The organism is Achromobacter sp. 1014246743 (assembly GCF_059760725.1).
In genome coordinates this window covers 52270-70656 of record NZ_JCBANA010000004.1, presented here as the reverse complement: position 1 = coordinate 70656, position 18387 = coordinate 52270, and the positions used below count along the sequence as shown (strand labels likewise).

17 protein-coding genes are annotated in these 18387 nt (G+C 68.2%); 8 read left to right on the top strand and 9 right to left on the bottom strand.

Annotation, left to right across the window (positions count from 1 at the left end; all coding sequences use genetic code 11):
- Nucleotides 1-273: 273 nt before the first annotated feature.
- On the bottom strand, nucleotides 274-1110 hold the full coding sequence (locus tag AC6LJ2_RS03045; RefSeq protein ID WP_498150734.1) for a hypothetical protein: 837 nt from the start codon (nucleotides 1108-1110) through the stop codon (nucleotides 274-276).
- A 267-nt stretch (nucleotides 1111-1377) separates the two neighbouring features.
- On the opposite strand from AC6LJ2_RS03045, the gene AC6LJ2_RS03040 reads away from it, so the two are divergent.
- The 7 genes from AC6LJ2_RS03040 to AC6LJ2_RS03010 all read left to right on the top strand — a co-directional run bounded on the left by AC6LJ2_RS03040 (nucleotide 1378) and on the right by AC6LJ2_RS03010 (nucleotide 7171).
- Nucleotides 1378-2118, top strand: coding sequence for an imm11 family protein (locus tag AC6LJ2_RS03040; RefSeq protein ID WP_498150733.1), 741 nt, complete (start codon nucleotides 1378-1380; stop codon nucleotides 2116-2118).
- Between the two features lie 240 nt (nucleotides 2119-2358).
- Complete coding sequence (locus AC6LJ2_RS03035; RefSeq protein WP_498150732.1) at nucleotides 2359-3339, top strand: Bug family tripartite tricarboxylate transporter substrate binding protein; 981 nt, start codon at nucleotides 2359-2361, stop codon at nucleotides 3337-3339.
- 26 nt (nucleotides 3340-3365) lie between these two features.
- Nucleotides 3366-4331 (top strand): tripartite tricarboxylate transporter substrate binding protein, encoded by a 966-nt coding sequence (locus AC6LJ2_RS03030; protein ID WP_498150731.1) that lies wholly within the window; start codon nucleotides 3366-3368, stop codon nucleotides 4329-4331.
- A gap of 22 nt (nucleotides 4332-4353) precedes the next feature.
- Entirely contained in the window at nucleotides 4354-4998 is a 645-nt protein-coding gene (locus AC6LJ2_RS03025) for a flavin reductase family protein (protein WP_498150730.1), read from the top strand.
- Nucleotides 4999-5035: 37 nt separating this feature from the next.
- A complete protein-coding gene (locus AC6LJ2_RS03020) occupies nucleotides 5036-5650 on the top strand; it encodes a glutathione S-transferase family protein (RefSeq protein WP_498150729.1) in 615 nt (204 codons plus the stop codon).
- Nucleotides 5651-5663: 13 nt separating this feature from the next.
- Entirely contained in the window at nucleotides 5664-6278 is a 615-nt protein-coding gene (locus tag AC6LJ2_RS03015; RefSeq protein ID WP_498150728.1) for a carboxymuconolactone decarboxylase family protein, read from the top strand.
- A complete protein-coding gene (locus AC6LJ2_RS03010; RefSeq protein WP_498150727.1) occupies nucleotides 6275-7171 on the top strand; it encodes an amidohydrolase family protein in 897 nt (298 codons plus the stop codon). Before AC6LJ2_RS03015 ends, AC6LJ2_RS03010 begins: the two co-directional genes overlap by 4 nt.
- Before the next feature lie 13 nt (nucleotides 7172-7184).
- Here AC6LJ2_RS03010 and AC6LJ2_RS03005 read toward each other — a convergent pair whose 3' ends face one another.
- The 7 genes from AC6LJ2_RS03005 to AC6LJ2_RS02975 form a co-directional block, all read right to left on the bottom strand.
- On the bottom strand, nucleotides 7185-8147 hold the full coding sequence (locus tag AC6LJ2_RS03005) for a LysR family transcriptional regulator (RefSeq protein ID WP_263911799.1): 963 nt from the start codon (nucleotides 8145-8147) through the stop codon (nucleotides 7185-7187).
- A gap of 63 nt (nucleotides 8148-8210) precedes the next feature.
- Nucleotides 8211-9182 carry a Bug family tripartite tricarboxylate transporter substrate binding protein gene (locus AC6LJ2_RS03000; RefSeq protein WP_263911800.1) on the bottom strand — a complete coding sequence of 324 codons (972 nt, stop codon included), beginning with the start codon at nucleotides 9180-9182 and terminating at the stop codon, nucleotides 8211-8213.
- 44 nt (nucleotides 9183-9226) lie between these two features.
- Nucleotides 9227-11557, bottom strand: coding sequence for an acyl-CoA dehydrogenase family protein (locus tag AC6LJ2_RS02995; RefSeq protein ID WP_498150726.1), 2331 nt, complete (start codon nucleotides 11555-11557; stop codon nucleotides 9227-9229).
- Entirely contained in the window at nucleotides 11554-12777 is a 1224-nt protein-coding gene (locus tag AC6LJ2_RS02990) for a CaiB/BaiF CoA transferase family protein (protein ID WP_263911804.1), read from the bottom strand. The genes AC6LJ2_RS02995 and AC6LJ2_RS02990 overlap by 4 nt, the downstream gene beginning before the upstream one ends.
- Before the next feature lie 108 nt (nucleotides 12778-12885).
- Entirely contained in the window at nucleotides 12886-13683 is a 798-nt protein-coding gene (locus AC6LJ2_RS02985; RefSeq protein WP_263911806.1) for an enoyl-CoA hydratase/isomerase family protein, read from the bottom strand.
- Nucleotides 13684-13719: 36 nt separating this feature from the next.
- Nucleotides 13720-14940, bottom strand: coding sequence for a CaiB/BaiF CoA transferase family protein (locus AC6LJ2_RS02980; RefSeq protein ID WP_498150725.1), 1221 nt, complete (start codon nucleotides 14938-14940; stop codon nucleotides 13720-13722).
- Between the two features lie 253 nt (nucleotides 14941-15193).
- On the bottom strand, nucleotides 15194-15937 hold the full coding sequence (locus tag AC6LJ2_RS02975; RefSeq protein ID WP_498150724.1) for an SDR family oxidoreductase: 744 nt from the start codon (nucleotides 15935-15937) through the stop codon (nucleotides 15194-15196).
- A gap of 112 nt (nucleotides 15938-16049) precedes the next feature.
- On the opposite strand from AC6LJ2_RS02975, the gene AC6LJ2_RS02970 reads away from it, so the two are divergent.
- Nucleotides 16050-16961 carry a LysR family transcriptional regulator gene (locus AC6LJ2_RS02970; RefSeq protein WP_498150723.1) on the top strand — a complete coding sequence of 304 codons (912 nt, stop codon included), beginning with the start codon at nucleotides 16050-16052 and terminating at the stop codon, nucleotides 16959-16961.
- On the opposite strand, the gene AC6LJ2_RS02965 is transcribed toward AC6LJ2_RS02970, so the two are convergent.
- Nucleotides 16940-18334: a GntP family permease gene (locus AC6LJ2_RS02965; RefSeq protein WP_498150722.1), complete on the bottom strand. Its 1395-nt coding sequence runs from the start codon at nucleotides 18332-18334 to the stop codon at nucleotides 16940-16942. The two genes, AC6LJ2_RS02970 and AC6LJ2_RS02965, sit on opposite strands and share 22 nt — an antisense overlap.
- Between the last annotated feature and the right edge of the window lie 53 nt (nucleotides 18335-18387).

The window sequence follows — 18387 nt, the reverse complement described above, 5'->3', positions numbered from 1 at the left end:
CTCAAAATGCTCCAGTTCCACCAGGGTCGCTTGCCACGCCCGGGTTGCCGGTCATGGGTCATGGCACAGACGCGGCAGCCGCGCTGGCTCGGAATGTCGATAGCGAGGTCGACCGCGCCGCGATACATTTGCACGCAGTAAAGTTGATCGACCTGTGGCTGAAGTAGTTCATCGAGCCGTCTGCTCGGTAGATGGTTCATGGCCTGCGTGATTCGGCACGGACTGCTATTGGCCGGTGCTGGACAAGCGCAAGCGGTACTCGGTGACACAGCGCTAAACGATTGCTGGGCAACCAACTCGAGCTTCGCCGACGTACGAGAGCTCAGTCGTCAGCTCCCTGCCAAGGTAGCTCAGGTAGGCTTCAGGCTGCCCGACAATTCGAGGCTTGCATAGCGTCAATGGTTGAAAGCCGAATGAACTGGCGACGCCGAGTTGAAGGTCTCCTCCGATGCTTGGGAATGACTCGTCGTTGATGCAGTCCTGAATAACGTAGCGCGGCATCCTGCTAATCGGTCTTCCCGGAGAGGACGCTCCCGACAGTGCTTCAGACAGTCTTCTCGCCATCAGCTCCTTCTTGTCCCCCAAATACAGGAATTCGCCAGTCCGCATTCCATTTTTTGCCGAGGCGCCAAGCACGTACATGCCGTCACTGATCTGGGGCCTGAAGTGAACAATCGCGAGCGCTTCTATTGAGTGGCAATAGCCAAAAATAGCCGCCTCGAATATGGCATGTTCCCCCACTCGACCCTTGTAGTCGTCGAACGTAAGCTGCAGGTAGGTATGAACATATTGAGCAATATCGGCCATCGAAGGAGCGTGTCCTGCCGGCGATGTTAGATTGTTGAGGAGTGGAGCAAGTGAAAGATATGCGTTCTGCCCCATAAGAGTGTTGCCGGCGAAGCAAAAGCCAATCGAATGGAAATAGCTGACCTTCGAAAAGAAACCGTTCTCTCCAGGTTCACGGCAAATAATCTGAAGAGGGAAAATCTTCGCGCCATCCTCAAGCAGTATTCTTTCCGTCGGCGATGCACTGATACGACTGTCTGCGGCGACCCACAGTGTCGGGTGCTCTTGCAATTCATTGTTAAGCCAAATGGCGATCGCCGTCATGCTGCGCTCCAAGGTTCCATAAGTTCGCCTAGCACTAGATTATTGCCCAGTTGGCGGCAGACCGCTCTTGGCCGCGAGCGGACGTCGGCGACGGGCCGCGTCCGACGCAGTGCGGTCTTCCAGCCAGTGATTCCGGCCCAGAATTGCAACTCCGGTTAAAGCCGACCGTACTCGTATTGGTTTAAATCAGCGATCTGTGTCAAATTTCTGCTGCAGAAAGGGATTCCTCGAAAATTGCTTGGCAGCTACGAAGTTCTGCCGCAGGCTATGTCTATCCCGCTCACTCAGAGCGAAAAGGATTCATCAAGATTGGCTTCAGCGAAGTCGACCCCTTTACCCGCCATGACGGAAGCCACCGTGACCGAACCGCCCGCCACTGAAATTTCAGCCGAAGCCGCCTCCCATAAGGGCGAATTTTTCCTGATCGACGCCAGCTTCCCGGGCAACGGCGGGGTTCCCGGCATAGCAATCGCCAACGAAGCGAAGCTGATCCATCCGGGAATGCACGTCGTCTCGCGTCCTGACGGAACGCCTAATCAGTATCCGGAGCGTCCTCACCTGGTCCATGTACCGGAGAAGGGCGCAATGCCACGCGATCTGGAAGAGCTTGCCGGCATATGGGTTGTGTCCGAGCCTTTGAAGCAGCTGTTTGAACAAATGGACGCCGAGGCGTTTGCATTTGTGGCCTGCGACTTCAGCCTTGCTGACGGCAGCCCCGGTCCTCGGTACTACCTGGGCAATGTGCTGCGCAGACTCGATGCCCTGGATGAAGCCTCTTCTCGCGTGAGGATCAAGCTCGACCACAATGACCAGACCGGCGAGGACGAGAAGCTTTATAGCCTCGTCGGCGGGGCCAGTTTGGTGTTCAGAAAGGATGTTATCGGAGATGCCCATATTTTCCGCCAGGATCGCATGGGCGCGCCTCCCATCTGCGACCGCGCGATGTTTGACGCATTGCGTGCGGCCAATTTCTCCGGCGTACGGCTGCGCGATGTCGCCGATCTCTGAGAAAGGCGCCTTCAAACGGATTCTTGAATGAGGTTGTGCGCCGGCATTCAGGCGCGGCGCCAATATTCGGCGATGACGCCCAGCGTTGGATGCACCGCGGCCTCCCCAGTCCCGCCGTAGTCGCGCTGCCGCCCCATTCCCCGATGTCGAGCAAAGCAGATATGCGGTCCTGCGCATAGCGCCGTCTGTGCGCCGCGCCTACCATGCTGAAAACACAAGAACCCCCAGGGTGGAGACAGCATGAGAATGGCAAGTGCGCTGACCGCGGTCAGCCTGTGGCTCGGTGCGGGCCTAGTATCGGCGGCGGTGGCGGCCGGGGCGTATCCCGACCGGCCGGTCAAACTGATCGTGCCGTTTCCGGCCGGCGGGGCCACCGACCTGATGGCGCGCTCGCTGGCGCAGGGGCTGGGCGAAAAGCTGGGCCAAACCGTCGTGGTGGAAAATCGTGGGGGGGCCGGCGGCGCCATCGGCGCCGAGGCCGTGGCCGGCGCCGCGCCCGACGGCTACACGCTGCTGTACTCGACCATGGGCGTGCTGACCATCAATCCGTCGTTGTATCCCAAGCTGCGCTATGACCCGCAGCGCAGCTTCGCGCCGGTGTCGCTGACCAACCTGACCTCCAACCTGCTGGTGGTCAACCCCGCGCTGAAGGTCGATTCGGTGGCTGCGCTGGCCGAGCTGGCACGCCAGCGGCCGGGCGAGCTGACCTTCAGTTCGTCGGGCAACGGCACCACCAGCCACCTGGCGGGCGAGATGTTCAAGACGGCGGCGCATGCCGACATCCGCCACATTCCCTACAAGGGCACCTCGGGCGCCATCAATGACTTCCTGGCCGGCCGCATCTCGATGATGATCGACACCTCGTCCAACTTCATTGAGCAGGTCAAGCAGGGCAAGGTGCGGGCGCTGGCCGTGACCAGCCGCCAGCGGCTGGCGGCGCTGCCCGACGTGCCGTCGATGTCGGAGACGCCGGGGTTCGAGGACTACGAGGTGAGCCTGTGGTCGGGCGTGCTGGCGCCGGCGGGCACGCCGCGCCCGGTCATCGATCGCCTGAATGCCGACATCCATGCGGTGATGACGTCGCCGCAGATGGTCGAGCGCATGGCCGGCTATGGCATCCAGACCACTCATAGCACGCCCGAGGCCTTTGCCGAACGCATCCGCGTCGATACGGCGAAATGGGCGCGCATCATCGAACAGTCCGGCGCGCGCGCCGATTGAGGCCCCGGCCCGACTAGGGAACTCCCATGCGTACGATGCTTCGATCCCTGCTGGCGACGGTTGCGCTGTCCGTCGCTGCCGCCTCTGCCATGGCGGCGTATCCCGACCGGCCCGTCATTCTGGTCAATCCCTATGCCGCGGGCGGCCCCGCCGACGTGGTGGCGCGCAGCCTGGCGCGGGCGCTTGAAAAGCGCCTGGGCCAGCCGGTGGTGGTGGAGAACAAGCCTGGCGGCGGTGCGTCCATCGGCACCGGCTTCGTGGCGCGCGCCAAGCCGGATGGCTACACGCTGCTGCTGGGCACCTCGGCCGGCCATGTGGTCACGCCGCTGATGCAGAAGACCGTGTACGACGGCGTCGAGGGCTTCGCCTTCTGCTCGGTGGTGGCGGTGCAGCCCATCATGCTGGTGGTCAATCCGTCGCGCGGCATCCGCTCGGTGCCGGCGCTGATCGCCCGCGCCAGGGCCGAACCGGGCAAGTGGAGCTACGGCTCGGCCGGCGTGGGCGGCGCGACGCACTTGGGCGCCGAACTGTTTCAGCAGGTCGCGGGTGTGCAACTGAATCACATTCCCTATGCCGGCGCGTCGCCTGCCATCAACGACGTGGTGGGCGGCCAGACGGATCTGGCCATGCTGAACCTGTCGGCCAGCCTGCCGTTCATCCGCCAGGGGCGCCTGGTGGCGCTGGCCTACGCGGCGGACAAGCGCTCGCCCTTGCTGCCGGACGTGCCGACGCTGGCCGAGGCGGGCGTGGCGGGCCGGGACGCGGCCACCTGGTACAGCCAGGGGGCGCCAGCCGGCACGCCCGCCGACATCGTGCGCACGCTGAGCGAGACCGTCCGCGCCGTGAACGGCGACCCCGACTACCGCCGCGTGATGCAGGATCAGGCGATAGCGTTGATGGCGTTGTCGCCGCAGGAGGCGGAGGCCTACGTCGCCAAGGACCAGGCCGCCATGCGCCGACTGCTGGGCGCGCTGGGGCTGCTGGCCAAATGAGGACGAGAGGGACGCCACATCCATGAATTTCGATTTCAGCGAACTGAGCGCTGCCAATGCCTTCAAGCTGCTGTCCAGCGTGGTGGTGCCGCGGCCCATCGCCTGGGTGGTGAGCCAGTCGGCGCTGGGGCAACGCAACGCCGCGCCGTTCTCGTTCTTCAACGTGGTCAGCAGCGATCCGCCGATCGTGGCGCTGGGCATCGGCCCGCGCGGCGGTCAGCTCAAAGACACGTCGCGCAATATTCTTGAGACCGGCGAGTTCGTCATCAACCTGGTGTCGGCCGAGCTGGCCGCGCAGATGAACCACACCAGCCTGGACTACGTGTCCGAGGTGGATGAGCTGACCCGTGCCGGGCTGGCGACCGAACCCTCGCGGGTGGTTGCGCCGCCGCGCATTGCCCTCAGCCCGGCAGCGCTGGAATGCCGGGTGTGGCAGGTGCTCGATGCCGCGCCGCAGCGGGTCATCGTGCTGGCGCGGGTGGTGGCGCTGTACCTGCGCGACGACGCGCTGCTGGATGCGCAGCGCTTTCACGTGGACACGCCCGCGCTGCGCCTGCTGGGCCGCATGCACGGCGCCGGCTGGTATGCGCACACCAGCGACCTGTTCCAGATGCGCGCGCCGGACGCCGCCAACGATCCGGCGCTGCGGCCGGCCCAGGGCCATTGACGCGCGTCACGATTTCGAATCCATAGGGAGTCTTTTGATGAAACTGCATTGGTCGCCGCGCTCGCCCTTCGTGCGCAAGGTGATGATCGTCCTGTACGAAGCCGGCATCGCCGACCGCGTGACGCGGGTGCGCACGCCGGTGGCGATGGACAAGCCCAACCTGGACCTCGTGGCGGACAACCCGTTGATCAAGCTGCCCACGCTGGTGCTGGACGATGGCACGCCGGTGTACGACTCGCGCGTCATCTGCGCCTATCTGGACGGCCTGGCCGGCGCCGGCCTGCTGCCGGCGGACCCGGCCGCGCGCCTGCTGGCCGAACGCCGCCAGGCGCTGGGCGACGGTTTCCTGGACGCGCTGCTGCTATATCGGCAGGAGCGCAACAAACCGGTCGACAAGCAGACCCAAGCCTGGCTCGATGCCTTCGCGCTGAAGACCCGCGCCGTGCTGGCCGTGCTGGAAGCCGAGGCACCGGCGCTGCGGGCCAGCCGCTTCGACCTGGGCCTGATCGCCATCGGCTGCGCGCTGTCGTATCTGGACTATCGTTTCCCGGACCTGGCTTGGCGCGACGGCCATCCGGCGCTGGCCGCCTGGCACCAGGACTTCAGTGCGCGGCCCTCGGTGCAGCGCAGCCAGCCCGACGAAACCCCTTGAGCGAAGGACGATGATGAGCCGCATTCCCCTGCCCACGCCCGACAGCATGAGCGACGACCAGAAGCGCGTCTACGAACGCATCGTCTCCGGCCCGCGCGGCCGGCTGGTCGGCCCCTTGCGCGCGGCGCTGCACAATCCCGAGCTGGCCGAGCGCTGGCAGGCGCTGGGCGCCTTGCTGCGCTTTGGCACCAGCCTGCCGCCGCGCGTCAGCGAACTGGCCATCGTGGTCACCGCGCGGCGCTGGAACAGCCAGATCGAATGGCACATCCACGCCCAGGCCGCCCGCGCCGCCGGCATTTCGGAGGCGGTGCTGGACGCCATCCAGGCCCGCCGCGAACCTGCCTTCGACAACCACGACGACGAGATCGTCTACGCCTACGCCTGCCAGTTGCAGGAGACCGGCCAGGTCGAGCCGGCGCTCTATGCCGAGGCGGTGCGGCGCTGGGCCGCGGTGGGCGTGGTCGAGCTGACCGCCGTCATCGGCTACTACACCATGGTGTCGATGACGCTGAACGCGCATGAGATCCCGATGCCGGACGACGCGCCCGCGCCGCTGGACGTGCCCGAGCAGGATGGCCGGCCGGCGCTGAGTCGGCTGGCGCCGCTGGCCTGGCAGGGCAAGGCATGACCGCCGCCAGCGCCTACGTGCCCGACAGCGTCGAGACGCCACGCATGCCGGCGGCCCCCGCCCAGCCGCTGCCGCCGCAGGCCTGCGACACGCACTGCCACGTGTTCGGCCCCTACGACCGCTTTCCGCTCTGGCATCCGTCGTCCTATGCCGCGCCCGACGCGCCGGCGCAGCGCTACCTGCGCATGCTGGACATCCTGGGCGCCGCACGCGGCGTGCTGGTGCAGCCCGCGCCCTACGGCACGCATCCCGACGCCTTGCTGGACGCCCTGGCGCAGGGCGGCGACCGCCTGCGCGGCATCGCGGTGGCCGACCCGTCGGTCAGCGACGCGCAACTGCAGGCCCTGTATGACGGCGGCGTGCGTGGACTGCGCTTTGTCGAGGCGCGCGACCCGGCCGGGAACCTGTTTCCGGGCAGCGTCGGCTTCGACCAGGTCGCCGCGCTGGCCCCGCGCATGAAGCAATTCGGCCTGCACGCGCAGCTGTGGGCCCCGTGCGACACCTATCTGCGGCACCTGCCGGCGCTGGCGAGGCTGAACCTGCCGCTGGTGATCGACCACCTGGGCAGCCTGGTGCCCGCGCGTGGCGAGCAGGATCCGGCGTTCCAGCTGCTGCGCGGCCTGCTGGCCGATGGCCGCCTGTGGCTGAAGCTGACGCTGTGCCGCGTGGGCAGCGCGCCGGACTACGAGAACGCGCGTTTCATCCACGACGCCTTCGTCGCCGCCAACCCCGACCAGGTGCTGTGGGGCTCGGACTGGCCGTTCGTGCGCATGGGTGAGTCGGCGCCCTCGGCCGACGCCCTGGTGGCCGTGGCGCAGCGCTGGCTGGGCGATGATGCCCTGCGCCGCAAGGTGTGGGTCGATAACCCGGCGCGGCTGTACGGCTTCGCCTGAGGCGCCTGCCCCGTCAGGGGCTGGCGTGCCACACGCCTTCGCCGCCGATCTCGCGCACCAGGCTCTGGATCTGGGCCGCCACCTCGGTGACGGTGCGGCCGGGCCCCTTGGCGCGGGCAAATGCCATCGAGATGATGCGGCCCATGGCCGGATCGCGCAGCGCGGCAATGCCCAGGCGGCCTTCCTGCACCTCCTGCCAGACCGCGTGCAGCGGTAGCACCGTGTACATGTGCTCGTGCTCCACGATGGACTTCATCAGCGGCAGCGAATCGGCCTCGATGAGCGGCGCGATGGTGATCTTGCGCGCCCGCGCCAGTCCGTCCAGCGCATTGCGCAGGCCGTTGGGCGCGCCGGGCAGGATGAAGGGCAGGCCGTCCAGCTGTTCGAACGCGACTTCGCCGCCGCGCGTCAGGGGATCGCCCGCCGCGCCCACCAGATACGAATCGACCGAGGCCAGCGCTTGCTCGCCCGGCGGGCATTTGTCGCCATAGCGGTACAGGATGGCGATGTCGACGCGGCTGTCGGTCAGCCATTCTTCGATCTGGCCGCTGGAGCCTTCCAGGATCTTCAGGTGCACCTTGGGGAACTGCTTGCGCAGCCGCGAGAACAGCCGCCGGATCAGCGGATGCGCGGTGGACGGCAGCAGCCCCAGCGTGACTTCGCCGGCCGGTTCGCGCGCCTCGCCGTTCAGTTCCAGTTCCAGCCGCTCGGCGTCGCCAAGCAGCGTGCGCACCAGCGGAAACAGGCGTTCGCCCACCTCGGACAGATGCACGCCGCGGCCGGTGCGATTGAACAGCCGCGCATTGCACTCGCGTTCCAGTGCGTTGATGCGGCGGCTCAGTACCGACTGGTCCTGGTCCAGGTACAGGGCGGCGCGCGAGATGCTGCCCAGTTCCGCGATGGCCAGGAAGGCCCGCCACTTGTGCAGGTCGGCGGTGACGTCCAGGCTCAGGCCCGTGGCTTTGGCAGGCGGCATGATGGATAAGGCGGCAACGAAAGAGACGGCATAAGGGTACGGCAAAAGCGGGCCGGCATGGGACTATTCCAGCCCCAGCTTGCCGCGCCGGATCACCTCGCCCCATTTCTTCGACTCGGCCTGCATCAGCGCCTGGTAGGCCTCGGGCGTGGTGGCCGTGGGAATGGCCCCTTGGTCGATCATTTTCTGCCGCAGGGCCGGCTCGGCCAGCGTCTGGGCGATGGCTTGCGACATCTTCTGCACGATCTCGGGCGGTGTGCCGGTCGGGGCGATGATGCCGTAGTTCGATTCCACGATCACATCGGGAAAACCCGCCTCCTTGGTGGTCGGCACATCGGGCAGGCCCTCGAAGCGCGTCGGGCTGGCCACCGCCAGCGTGCGCAGCTTGCCGGCCTTGATGAAGCCCAGCACCGCCGAGGCGTCGCCCGGGAACATCTGCACCTCGTTGGACAGCAGCGCCGTGACCGCGGGCGAGGCGCCCTTGTACGGCACGTGCATGATGTCGATGCCGGTTTGCTGCTTGAGCAGTTCGCCGCCCAGGTGCGGGGTGGTGACGTTGCCGGCCGAGCCATAGTTGTACTTGCCGGGCTGGCGCCGGGCGCTGGCGACGAAGTCGGCCAGCGTGGCGTCGGGCAGGGACGGGTTGACCACGATCACCAGGGGAATGCGCGCCACCAGCGACACGTACTGGATCCTGGACACGTCGTAGGGCACCTTCATCACGTGCGGCAGGCCGGTGATGGCGCCCGGCACGCCGAAGCCGAAGGTATTGCCGTCGGGCGTGGCGCGCACCGTGGCGTCCACGCCAATGGTGCCGCTGGCGCCGGCCTTGTTCTCGATCACGATGGTCTGGCCCAGCCGCTGGCCCAGCGCCGGCGCCAGCAGCCGCGCCAGGTTGTCGACCGAACCGCCGGGCGGGTAGGGCACGATCAGCCGGATCGGCTGGCTCGGCCAGGGCGCGGCGGCGTGGCCCGGGGCGGCAAAGGTGGCGCCCAGCAGCAGGGTGGCCACCGTCAGTGCGGTTGCTTGCTTCATCTGTCTCTCTCCTGTGGCGCCGGCTCAAGGCCGGCGCGTCGTTGTCATGCGCCTTCCAGGCCGAGCTGTCTGGCGTAGATATTGCGCTGGATCTCGTTGGTGCCGCTGAAAATGGTCGCCGCCAGCGCGTTGACGTACGGCGCCAGCGCGTGCACCTGGCCGTTGCCATAGCCCAGCCGCATCGCCGCGCCGCCGTATTCCTCGGCGATCTGGATCAGCAGGGCACCCAGCCGTTCGTGCGTCTCGGTGGCCCAGACCTTCAGCAGCGACAGTTCGGGCGGCAGCGGCCGGCCGGCCTTGGCCAGCTCGGCGAAGACGCTGTACATGGCGGTCAGGTCGGCCGCGTCCAGCCGCAACTCGGCCAGCCGGTCGGCGAACGCCGGGTCGGCCAGCAGCCCGCGCTGGCGCGCGATGCCGTAGATCTGCTGCAAGGCATGGTTGGCGTGCTTGGGGCTGCCGCTGAACAGGCGCTCGAAGCCCAGCAGCGCCTTGGCGATGCCCCAGCCGGCATTCAGCTCGCCGACGACGTTGGCGCGCGGTACGCGCACCTGGTCGAAGAACACCTCGCAGAATTCCTCGTGCCCCGACAGCGTGCGGATGGGGCGGCGGCTCACGCCCGGGCTGGCCAGGTCGACCAGCAGGAAGCTGATGCCGGCCTGCTTCTTGACCGTCTTGTCGGTGCGCACCAGCATGAACATGTGGGTCGCGTCCTGGGCCAGCGTCGACCAGGTCTTCTGGCCGCTCACCACCAGCTCGTCGCCGTCCACCAGCGCCTCGCAGCGCAGCGAGGCCAGGTCCGATCCGGCGTTCGGCTCCGAATAGCCCTGCGCCCATACCGCTTCGCCCGACAGGATGCCCGGCAGGAAGCGGGCGCGTTGTTCCTCGGTGCCGTGGCGGATCAGGATCGGTCCCAGCATCACCAGCCCCTGGTCCGGCGCGCGCGCCACGCCGTGGCGTTCGGCCTCTTCGATGAAGGCGATCTGGCGCGCGGGCGACAGCGCCATGCCGCCATGCTCGCGCGGCCATGACGGCGCGATCCAGCCCTGGCGCGACAGCGTGAAATACCAGTCCCTGATCTCGTCCCAGTGCAGCCGCCACGGCACGTGGCGCAGGTGCTCGGGATAATGGGCGCGGAAAAAACCGCGCACCAGCCGGCGGAAATCGGCTTCCGGCATGCCGTTCCAGTCGGCCTCGCGCGGGAAGTCGATGGCGGGCGCGGCGGTGTCGTCCTCGGCGTCTTGCGCAGGCAGCGCCGCCAGTGCGCCGTAGCGCTGGCGATGGGCCGCAGCATTGCCCAGCCACGCCGCCAGGTGCAGCGCGCTGCGCAAGTACAGGCTGACGTCGCATTCGTCGGTGTAGCCGATGGCGCCATGCAGCTGGATCGCCAGCCGCGCGGCCTCCAGGCCGGCGCGCGCCGCTCGGGCCTTGGCGCGGCTGGCCACGCTCTTGCGCAGGGTGGCGTCGTCCGGCTGCGCGGCCAGGGTATCGAGCGCGTCCAGCAGGCTGTTGGCCGCCAGCTCGACCTGCATGGCGGCGTCCACCAGCCGGTGCTGCAAGGCCTGGAACGACGCCAGCGGCCTGCCGAACTGCTGGCGCGTGTTCAGGTAGGCCACCGAGTCGGCCAGCACCTGCCGCGCCACGCCCACCAGTTCCGCCGACTGCATCAGGCGGCCCAGGTCCAGCGCTTCGTCCACCGCGTCCAGCACGGCGTCGATCGCCAGCAGCGCGTCCGCCGGCACCACGGCCGACTCGATCGCCAGGTGGCAGGCGACGGTGCCGTCGGCGCGCTCGTGGACCTGCGCGGACACGCCCGGCGTGCCGGCCGCGACGTAGAAGAGGGCGCTGCCGCGCTCGCCATCGGCCGTGACCAGCCAGCCATCGACGCCGGCCCCGGGGACCACGTGGCGCTTCTCGCCATTGAGCACATAGGCGCCCTCGCGTTCGATGACGCTGACGCCGAAGGCCGTGGCGGCCTCGCCGGCCTCCAGCTGGCCCTCGGTCTCTTGCCAGGCCAGCCCGATCAGCATTGCGCCGCCGCACACCGCTTGCAGCAGCGCGTCGCGTCGCGCCGCGTCGACCGGCGCGAGCCGCGCCAGCAGCGCCGCCGGCAGCACGCCCGCGGCCACCAGCGGTTCGGGCAGTTGTGCGCGGCCCGCTTCCTCCAGTACCGCCGCCATGGCCCGCCAGGGCAGCCCAAGGCCGCCTTGCGCTTCGGGCACGCTCATGCCGATCCAGCCGACCTCGGCGATCTCGCGCCAATAGTCGCGGTCTGGCGCGGTCGCGCTGCGCTTGCGCTGGCGCTGGTCGCGCCGCTGCAGGAAGTCGCGCGCGCTGTCGCGGATCTCTTCGATCAGGTCAGGGTCGATGCCGCTCATACGATGCCCTCCGCCCGCAGGCGGGCTATCTCGTCATCGGCCAGCCCCAGTTCGGCGCGCAGGATCTCGGCCGTGTGCTCGCCCAGCAGGGGCGGCGGCAGGCCGCCCGTGATCGGCGTGCCGGAAAAATGGATCGGATTGCGGATGACCGGCAGGGTGCCCAGTTGCGGATGCTCGACGCTGCCCAGCACTTCGCGGTGGCGCACCTGCGGGTCTTCGAACACCTGGTCCATGGTGTAGATCGGCCCGCAGGGCACGTTGGCCGCCGCCAGCGCCTGGTTCCAGTCCTGCACGGTGCGGGCGCGCATGGCCGGCTCGATCAGTCGCGACAGTTCCGGCTGCGCGGCGGCCCGTTTGGGGTTGGTGTCGAAGCGCGCATCGCATGCCAGGTCAGGCAGCCCGATCACCTGGCAGAAGCCGCGGAACTGCGAGTCGTTGCCCACCGCCACCATCAGGTGCCCGTCCTGGCATTCGAACGCCCGGAACGGCGCGGTGATCTGCGAGGCCGAGCCCATGCGCGCCGGCAACTGGCCGCTGGCCAGGTAGTTCATGCCGATGTGCGACAACGCCGCGATCTGCGCATCCAGCAGCGCCAGGTCGATGTGCTGGCCGGCGCCCGACACCTGGTCGCGGTGCCGCAGCGCCGCCAGGATGGCGCACACCGCATAGAACCCCGCCGTCAGGTCCGACACCGAATAGCCCGCCTTGACCGGCCCCGCGCCCGGCTCGCCGTCGGGCACGCCGGTCACGCTCATCAGTCCGCTCATGGACTGGAAGATCGGGTCATAGCCCGGCAGGTGGCTGTACGGCCCGCTCTGGCCGAAGCCGGTGATCGAGCAATACACCAGCCGCGGATTGACGGCCGCCAGCGCCGCGTAGTCCAGTCCGTAGCGGCGCAGGTCTCCGGCCTTGAAGTTCTCGATGACGATGTCCGCCTGTTGTGCCAGCCGCCGCACCAGCGCCTGCCCCTCGGGTCGGGAGATGTCGAGGGTCAGCGACTTCTTGCCGCGGTTCATGGCCACGAACGACGAGGTCTGCGGGCTGGGCGCGCCGTCGCGGCCGGGCAGCGGGTAGCCCTGGTGGCGCACGTCGTCGCCGCGCCCGGGGCGCTCGACCTTGATCACCTCGGCGCCGAAGTCGGCCAGCATCTGCGCCGCCCACGGCCCCGAGAACACCCGGCTCAGGTCCAGCACCTTCACGCCGTCCAATGCGCTCGTCATGTCGTCTCCTAGTGTCTTTTTTTTCTTGCGAAGTGCGGGCAGCGCCCGGCCTCGCTCGTACGGCGCCACCGCAATGGCTGTTATGCGCCCCGCTCCGGGGGCGCGCCGCTAGCGGCCCTGGAATACCGGCGCGCGTTTTTCCAGGAAGGCGCGGCGCGCCTCCATCGCGTCTTCGGTCTTGGCGATGGCCGCCGTCATGTCCTGCTCGTAGCGGTAGCCGTCGCGCAGGCTCATGTCCTCGATGGCGTTGAGCGTCTGCTTGGCCAGCATGGTCGCCAGCGGGCTCTTGGACGCCAGCTCGCGCGCCAGTTCCAGCGCGCGTGGCATCAGGGCCTCGGCCGGCAGCGCTTCCTCGACCACGCCCAGCCGGTACAGCTCGTTGCCGTCCACCCGCAGCCCGGTCAGCATCATGCGCCGCAGCCGCGAATGGCCGAACAGCCGCATGCCATGGCGCCCGCCGCCCAGCAGCCCGACGTTGATCTCCGGCAGGCCCACCACCGCGTCGGACGCCGCCAGCAGGATGTCGCACGAGGCCACGATGGCCAAGCCCGCGCCCAGCGCCGCGCCGTTGACGGCGCCCACCACCGGCTTGGCGCATTCGCGGATGGCATGGAAACACTCGCGCGTTCGGCGCGAATGCTGCGGCAGGTCGCCCGGCCCCTTGATGGTGGCGGCGCGGTTCTTCAGGTCGGCGCCGGCGCAGAAGGTCTTGCCTTGGCCCGACAGCACCACCGCGCGCACCTCGGGCGTCTCGGAAATGCGGTCCAGCACCCACGCAAGCTCGTTCATCATTTCAGTGCTGAGCGCGTTGACGGGGGGATTGGCCAGCAGGATGGTGGCGACGCCGCCGTCCAGGCTGACGTCCAGCGCGGTGTAGGGCCCGGCCAGGTTTTCCGGCATGGTCATGGTGTGTCTCCTTGTTGTCGGGTCGGTCGAGGCCGGTCAGATGATCTTGCGGTCGCGGTAGTCCTGGATCTGCGCCGCGCTCAGCCTCAGTTCGGCCAGCACCTCGTCGGTGTGCTGGCCCAGCAGCGCCGGCGCGCGGTCCACCCGCAGCTGCGACTGCCCGAAGCGCAGCGGGTTCATCACCTGCGGCACCTCGCCGGCGACGGGGTGGGGCAGGCGCCGCAGCATGCCGCGGTGCTGCACCTGCGGGTCGTCGAACACCTCGGGCACCGTGTTGATCGAGCCGGCGGGCACCCCGGCTCGCTTGAGCAGGTCCAGCCAATGGGCGCGTGGCTCACGGATGAAAATGGCGTCCAGCAGCGGGTCGAGCGTGTCCAGGTTCTTCACGCGCTGGCTGTTGCTGACGTAGCGCGGATCGTGCGCCAGGGCGGGTTGGCCCAGCGCCTCGCACAGGGTGGCGAACTGCCCGTCGTTGCCCACCACGATGACGATGTCGCCATCGGCGCAGGCAAAGGTGCGCTGCGGCTGGATGTTCGGGTGCGCCGTGCCGGTGCGGCGCGGCACGCGCCCGCCCAGCAGGAAGTTCATGGCCTGGTTGGCCAACAGGCCCACCTGCACGTCCAGCATGGCCACGTCGATGTACTCGCCCTGGCCGGTCTGCGAGCGCCGCAGCAAGGCGGCCACGATGCCCAGCGCGGCATACACGCCGGTGGTCAGGTCCACGATCGGCACCCCCACCTTCTGCGGCCCGCCGCCCGGCTTGTCATCGCGTTCGCCGGTCACGCTCATCAGCCCGCCCATGGCCTGGATCAGGAAATCGTAGGCCGGCTCGGCCGCGCGCGGCCCGGTCTGGCCGAACCCCGTCACCGAGCAGTACACCAGGCGCGGGTTGATCGCCGACAGCGATGCGTAGTCCAGCCCCAGCCGCGCCAGCGTACCGACCTTGTAGTTCTCCAGCACCACGTCGGCATCGCGACACAGCTGCTTGACCAGCGCCTGGCCTTCGGCGGTCTGCAGGTCCAGCGTGATGGAACGCTTGCCCCGGTTGGTGGCCACGAAGTAGGCGCCGTCCGCCGTGTCGCGGCCCTGCTCGTCCTTCAGGAAGGGCGGCCCCCAGGACCGGGTGTCGTCGCCCTGGCCGGGCCGCTCGACCTTGATGACGTCAGCGCCCAGGTCCGCCAGGATCTGGCTGGCCCAGGGGCCGGCCAGCACGCGGCTCAGGTCGAGCACTTTCAGGTTGGATAACAGCGGTTGCAACGGACCTCTCCTTGACTGCGATGATTTGCAGCCAGTCTAGGAGTTGGTGCGCGCCTGGGGATGGGCCTGGGGGCGCAAAGCTGTTATGCGGTTTGCGGCGTGATTCACCGCCGGCCGCGCCGGCCCCGGCTGCCGGCGGGCAGGCCGTCGCAGCGCGCATACGCCGTCCCGCGTGCCGTGTCGCCGGGCGTGCCGGCGCCGGTGATGGGGATGACGGATGGCATGAGGGAGGTTCCGGGAAGGGGCCGTTGAATCAGGCAATCCCGCCGTTGGCGCGCAGCACCTGGCCGTTGATCCAGCCGCCGTCCTGGCTGGCCAGGAAGGCGACGACGCCGGAGATGTCTTCGGGTTCGCCCAGGCGTTCCAGGGGCGGCATCTTGGCGAAGTGCTCGATCAGCTCGGGACTCTTGCCTTTCTTGAAGAGGTCGGTGGCGACGGGCCCGGGAGCGACGGCGTTGACGGTGATGCGGCGGCCGCGCAGTTCCTTGGCGAACACGCGGGTGAAGCCTTCGACGGCGGCCTTGCTGGCGATGTAGATGCCATAGGTGGGCATGTTCAGCGCCACGGTGGTGCTGGACACGTTGATGACGGCACCGCCGTCGGCCAGGCGGGCGCCGGCTTCGCGCAGGGTGTTGAAGGTGCCGCGGGTGTTGATGTCGAAGGTCTGGTCGTACAGCTCGTCGGTGGTGTCGGCCAGCGTCTGCAGCTTGAGCACGCCGGCATTGTTGACCAGGACGTCGATGCGGCCCAGTTCGGCTTGGACGTGATCGAACATGGCGCGCACGTCGGCGCTCTTGGATACGTCGGCCCGCACGGTGGCGGCGCGGCCGCCGGCCTGGCGGATTTCGGTGGCCAGGGCGTCGGCTTCGGTGGCGCTGGACGCATAGTTGATGGCGACGGCAAAGCCGTCGGCGGCCAGGCGGCGCACGATGGCGGCGCCGATGCCGCGGGATCCGCCGGTGACCAGGGCAACGCGTTGGGGGGCTTGGGGGTTCATGTAAGGCTCCGCAGGTGAGGGGGTGAGACGAATCATCGACTATTCCAAACGAAAGATAATTACCCTGATTTTGCTAACATAATTTCATTTACTTTAATAATCGGGGCCGGGTATGGATCGCTTTCAGGAAATGCAGGTGTTCGTGCGCATTGCCGAGCGGCGCAGTTTTTCCCAGGCGTCGGAAGACCTGCAGATTCCCCGCGCCACGGTGACCAACCTGATCAAGCGCATGGAAAGGCGGCTGGGGGCGCGGCTGCTGGAACGCACCACCCGCCAGGTACGGCTGACGCACGACGGCGAGGCCTATTACCGCCGCTGCGTGCGCCTGCTGGCCGACCTGGAAGAGGCGGACGGGGCCTTTCTGAACACGGCGCCCAAGGGGCTGTTGCGGGTGAATGTGCAGGGCACGCTGGCGCGGGTGTTCGTGGTGCCGGCGCTGCCGGCTTTCCTGGCGCGCCACCCGGACATCGTGCTGCACCTGGGCGAAGACGATCGCCTGGTGGACCTGGTGCGCGAAGGGGTGGATTGCGTGCTGCGCGCGGGCACCTTGCAGGATTCGTCGCTGGTGGGACGGCAGATTGCGCTGATGCCGCAGGTGACGGTGGCCAGTCCCGCCTATCTGGCGCGCCATGGCGAACCGCGCAGCCTGGACGATCTGGAAGGCCACCAGGCGGTGGACTACCTGTCATCGGCCACGGGGCGCAGCCTGCCGCTGGATTTCATGGTGGATGGGCGCAATGTACTGGTGCGCCCGGCGGCGGTGGTCAGCGTGACGGGCGCCGAGCTTTATGCCAGCGCGGCGCTGGCCGGCCTGGGGCTGGCGCAGGTGCCGCGCTACCGCGTGGCCGATGAACTGGCCAGCGGGCGGCTGAAGGTGGTGCTGCCCGATTGCCCGCCCGCGCCGATGCCGGTGTCGGTGCTGTCCCCGCAGAACCGCCAGGTGTCGGCGCGGGTGCGGGTGTTCAGCCAGTGGCTGGCCGAGATTTTCGGCCAGGCGTTTGGTCAGACGATGCCGGTCAGGTAGTACACCGCAATCACCAGGAAGACGGACAGCGTCGAGATCAGGGTGATGGCGAAGATGTCGCCATACGACTGGCGGTGGGTCAGGCCGGTGACGGCCAGCAGGGTGATGACGGCGCCGTTGTGGGGCAGGGTGTCCATGCCGCCGCTGGCCATGGCGGCGACGCGGTGCAGCACCTCCATGGGGATGCCGGCGGCGTGGGCGCTGTCGATGAAGGTCTGCGCCATGGCCGCCAGCGCGATGCTCATGCCGCCCGAGGCCGACCCGGTGATGCCCGCCAGCGACGTGACCGCCACGGCTTCGCCCACCAGCGGGTCGGGAATGGCCTTGAGCGCACTGGCCACCATCAAAAAGCCGGGCAGCGCGGCGATGACGCCGCCAAAGCCGTATTCGGCGGCGGTGTTCATGGACGCCAGCAGGGCGCCCGACACGGCGCTTTTGCTGCCTTCGGCGAAATGCGCCTTGATGCTGGCAAACGAGAAAAGCAGGATGGTGACGATGCCGGCGATCAGCGCGCCCATCACCGCCCACAGCGCGACCTGGTCGTCGGCGTTGACGGGCATGGGCTGGGCCAGGCCGGGCAGGTCGACCTGCGAACCGGCGGGGTACCAGCCGGGAATCCAGCGCGTCAGCAGGTAGTTGGCCACGCCCACGACCACCAGCGGCAGCAGGGCGATCAGCGGGTGATGCTCGCGGCCGCCGGCCGGGGTGTCGGGCTCGTTGCGCAGATCGGTGCCGTAGGTTTCACCGGCGGCCGCGGCGCGCTTGCGGCGCCATTCCAGGTAGCTGATGCCGGCCGTCAGCGTGAAGAGTGCGCCGATCAGCCCCAGCCAGGGCGCGGCCCAGGTGGTGGTCTCGAAGAACGTGGTGGGGATGATGTTCTGGATCTGCGGCGTGCCGGGCAGCGCCGTCATGGTGAAGGTGAACGCGCCCAGCGCGATGGCGCCGGGCATCAGCCGCTTGGGGATGCCGCCCTGGCGGAACATCTCGGCCGCGAAGGGGTACACGGCGAACACCACGACGAACAGCGATACGCCGCCGTAGGTCAGCACGGCGCAGACCAGCACGATGGCCATGATGGCGCGCTCGGCGCCGATCAGGCGCAGCACGGCCTGCACGATGGCGCGCGAAAAGCCCGACAGTTCGATCAGCTTGCCGAACACGGCGCCCAGCAGGAAGACGGGGAAGTAGAGCTTGGCGAAGCCCGCCATGCGCTCCATGAAGATGCCCGAGAACACGGGCGCCAGCGCCGACGGGTCGGTCAACAGCACCGCGCCCATGGCTGCGATGGGCGCGCACAGAATCACGCTGTAGCCTCGATACGCCGCCAGCATCAGGAATGCCAACGCCGCCACCACGATAAACAATCCGGTCATCCGGTACTCCTGGAATGAGAGGTCAAGGGGTGTGGGGCTACACCTTAACAAAT

Excerpts from the sequence above, each read along its gene's own strand:
- AC6LJ2_RS03015 (WP_498150728.1), top strand. The coding sequence starts at position 5,664 with ATGAGCCGCATTCCCCTGCCCACGCCCGACAGCATGAGCGACGACCAG.
- AC6LJ2_RS03025 (WP_498150730.1), top strand. The coding sequence starts at position 4,354 with ATGAATTTCGATTTCAGCGAACTGAGCGCTGCCAATGCCTTCAAGCTG.
- AC6LJ2_RS03010 (WP_498150727.1), top strand. The coding sequence starts at position 6,275 with ATGACCGCCGCCAGCGCCTACGTGCCCGACAGCGTCGAGACGCCACGC.
- AC6LJ2_RS02970 (WP_498150723.1), top strand. The coding sequence starts at position 16,050 with ATGGATCGCTTTCAGGAAATGCAGGTGTTCGTGCGCATTGCCGAGCGG.
- AC6LJ2_RS03040 (WP_498150733.1), top strand. The coding sequence starts at position 1,378 with ATGTCTATCCCGCTCACTCAGAGCGAAAAGGATTCATCAAGATTGGCT.
- AC6LJ2_RS02965 (WP_498150722.1), bottom strand. The coding sequence starts at position 18,334 with ATGACCGGATTGTTTATCGTGGTGGCGGCGTTGGCATTCCTGATGCTG.
- AC6LJ2_RS03030 (WP_498150731.1), top strand. The coding sequence starts at position 3,366 with ATGCGTACGATGCTTCGATCCCTGCTGGCGACGGTTGCGCTGTCCGTC.
- AC6LJ2_RS02990 (WP_263911804.1), bottom strand. The coding sequence starts at position 12,777 with ATGACGAGCGCATTGGACGGCGTGAAGGTGCTGGACCTGAGCCGGGTG.
- AC6LJ2_RS02995 (WP_498150726.1), bottom strand. The coding sequence starts at position 11,557 with ATGAGCGGCATCGACCCTGACCTGATCGAAGAGATCCGCGACAGCGCG.
- AC6LJ2_RS03035 (WP_498150732.1), top strand. The coding sequence starts at position 2,359 with ATGAGAATGGCAAGTGCGCTGACCGCGGTCAGCCTGTGGCTCGGTGCG.
- AC6LJ2_RS03000 (WP_263911800.1), bottom strand. The coding sequence starts at position 9,182 with ATGAAGCAAGCAACCGCACTGACGGTGGCCACCCTGCTGCTGGGCGCC.
- AC6LJ2_RS02975 (WP_498150724.1), bottom strand. The coding sequence starts at position 15,937 with ATGAACCCCCAAGCCCCCCAACGCGTTGCCCTGGTCACCGGCGGATCC.
- AC6LJ2_RS03005 (WP_263911799.1), bottom strand. The coding sequence starts at position 8,147 with ATGCCGCCTGCCAAAGCCACGGGCCTGAGCCTGGACGTCACCGCCGAC.
- AC6LJ2_RS02985 (WP_263911806.1), bottom strand. The coding sequence starts at position 13,683 with ATGACCATGCCGGAAAACCTGGCCGGGCCCTACACCGCGCTGGACGTC.
- AC6LJ2_RS03020 (WP_498150729.1), top strand. The coding sequence starts at position 5,036 with ATGAAACTGCATTGGTCGCCGCGCTCGCCCTTCGTGCGCAAGGTGATG.
- AC6LJ2_RS03045 (WP_498150734.1), bottom strand. The coding sequence starts at position 1,110 with ATGACGGCGATCGCCATTTGGCTTAACAATGAATTGCAAGAGCACCCG.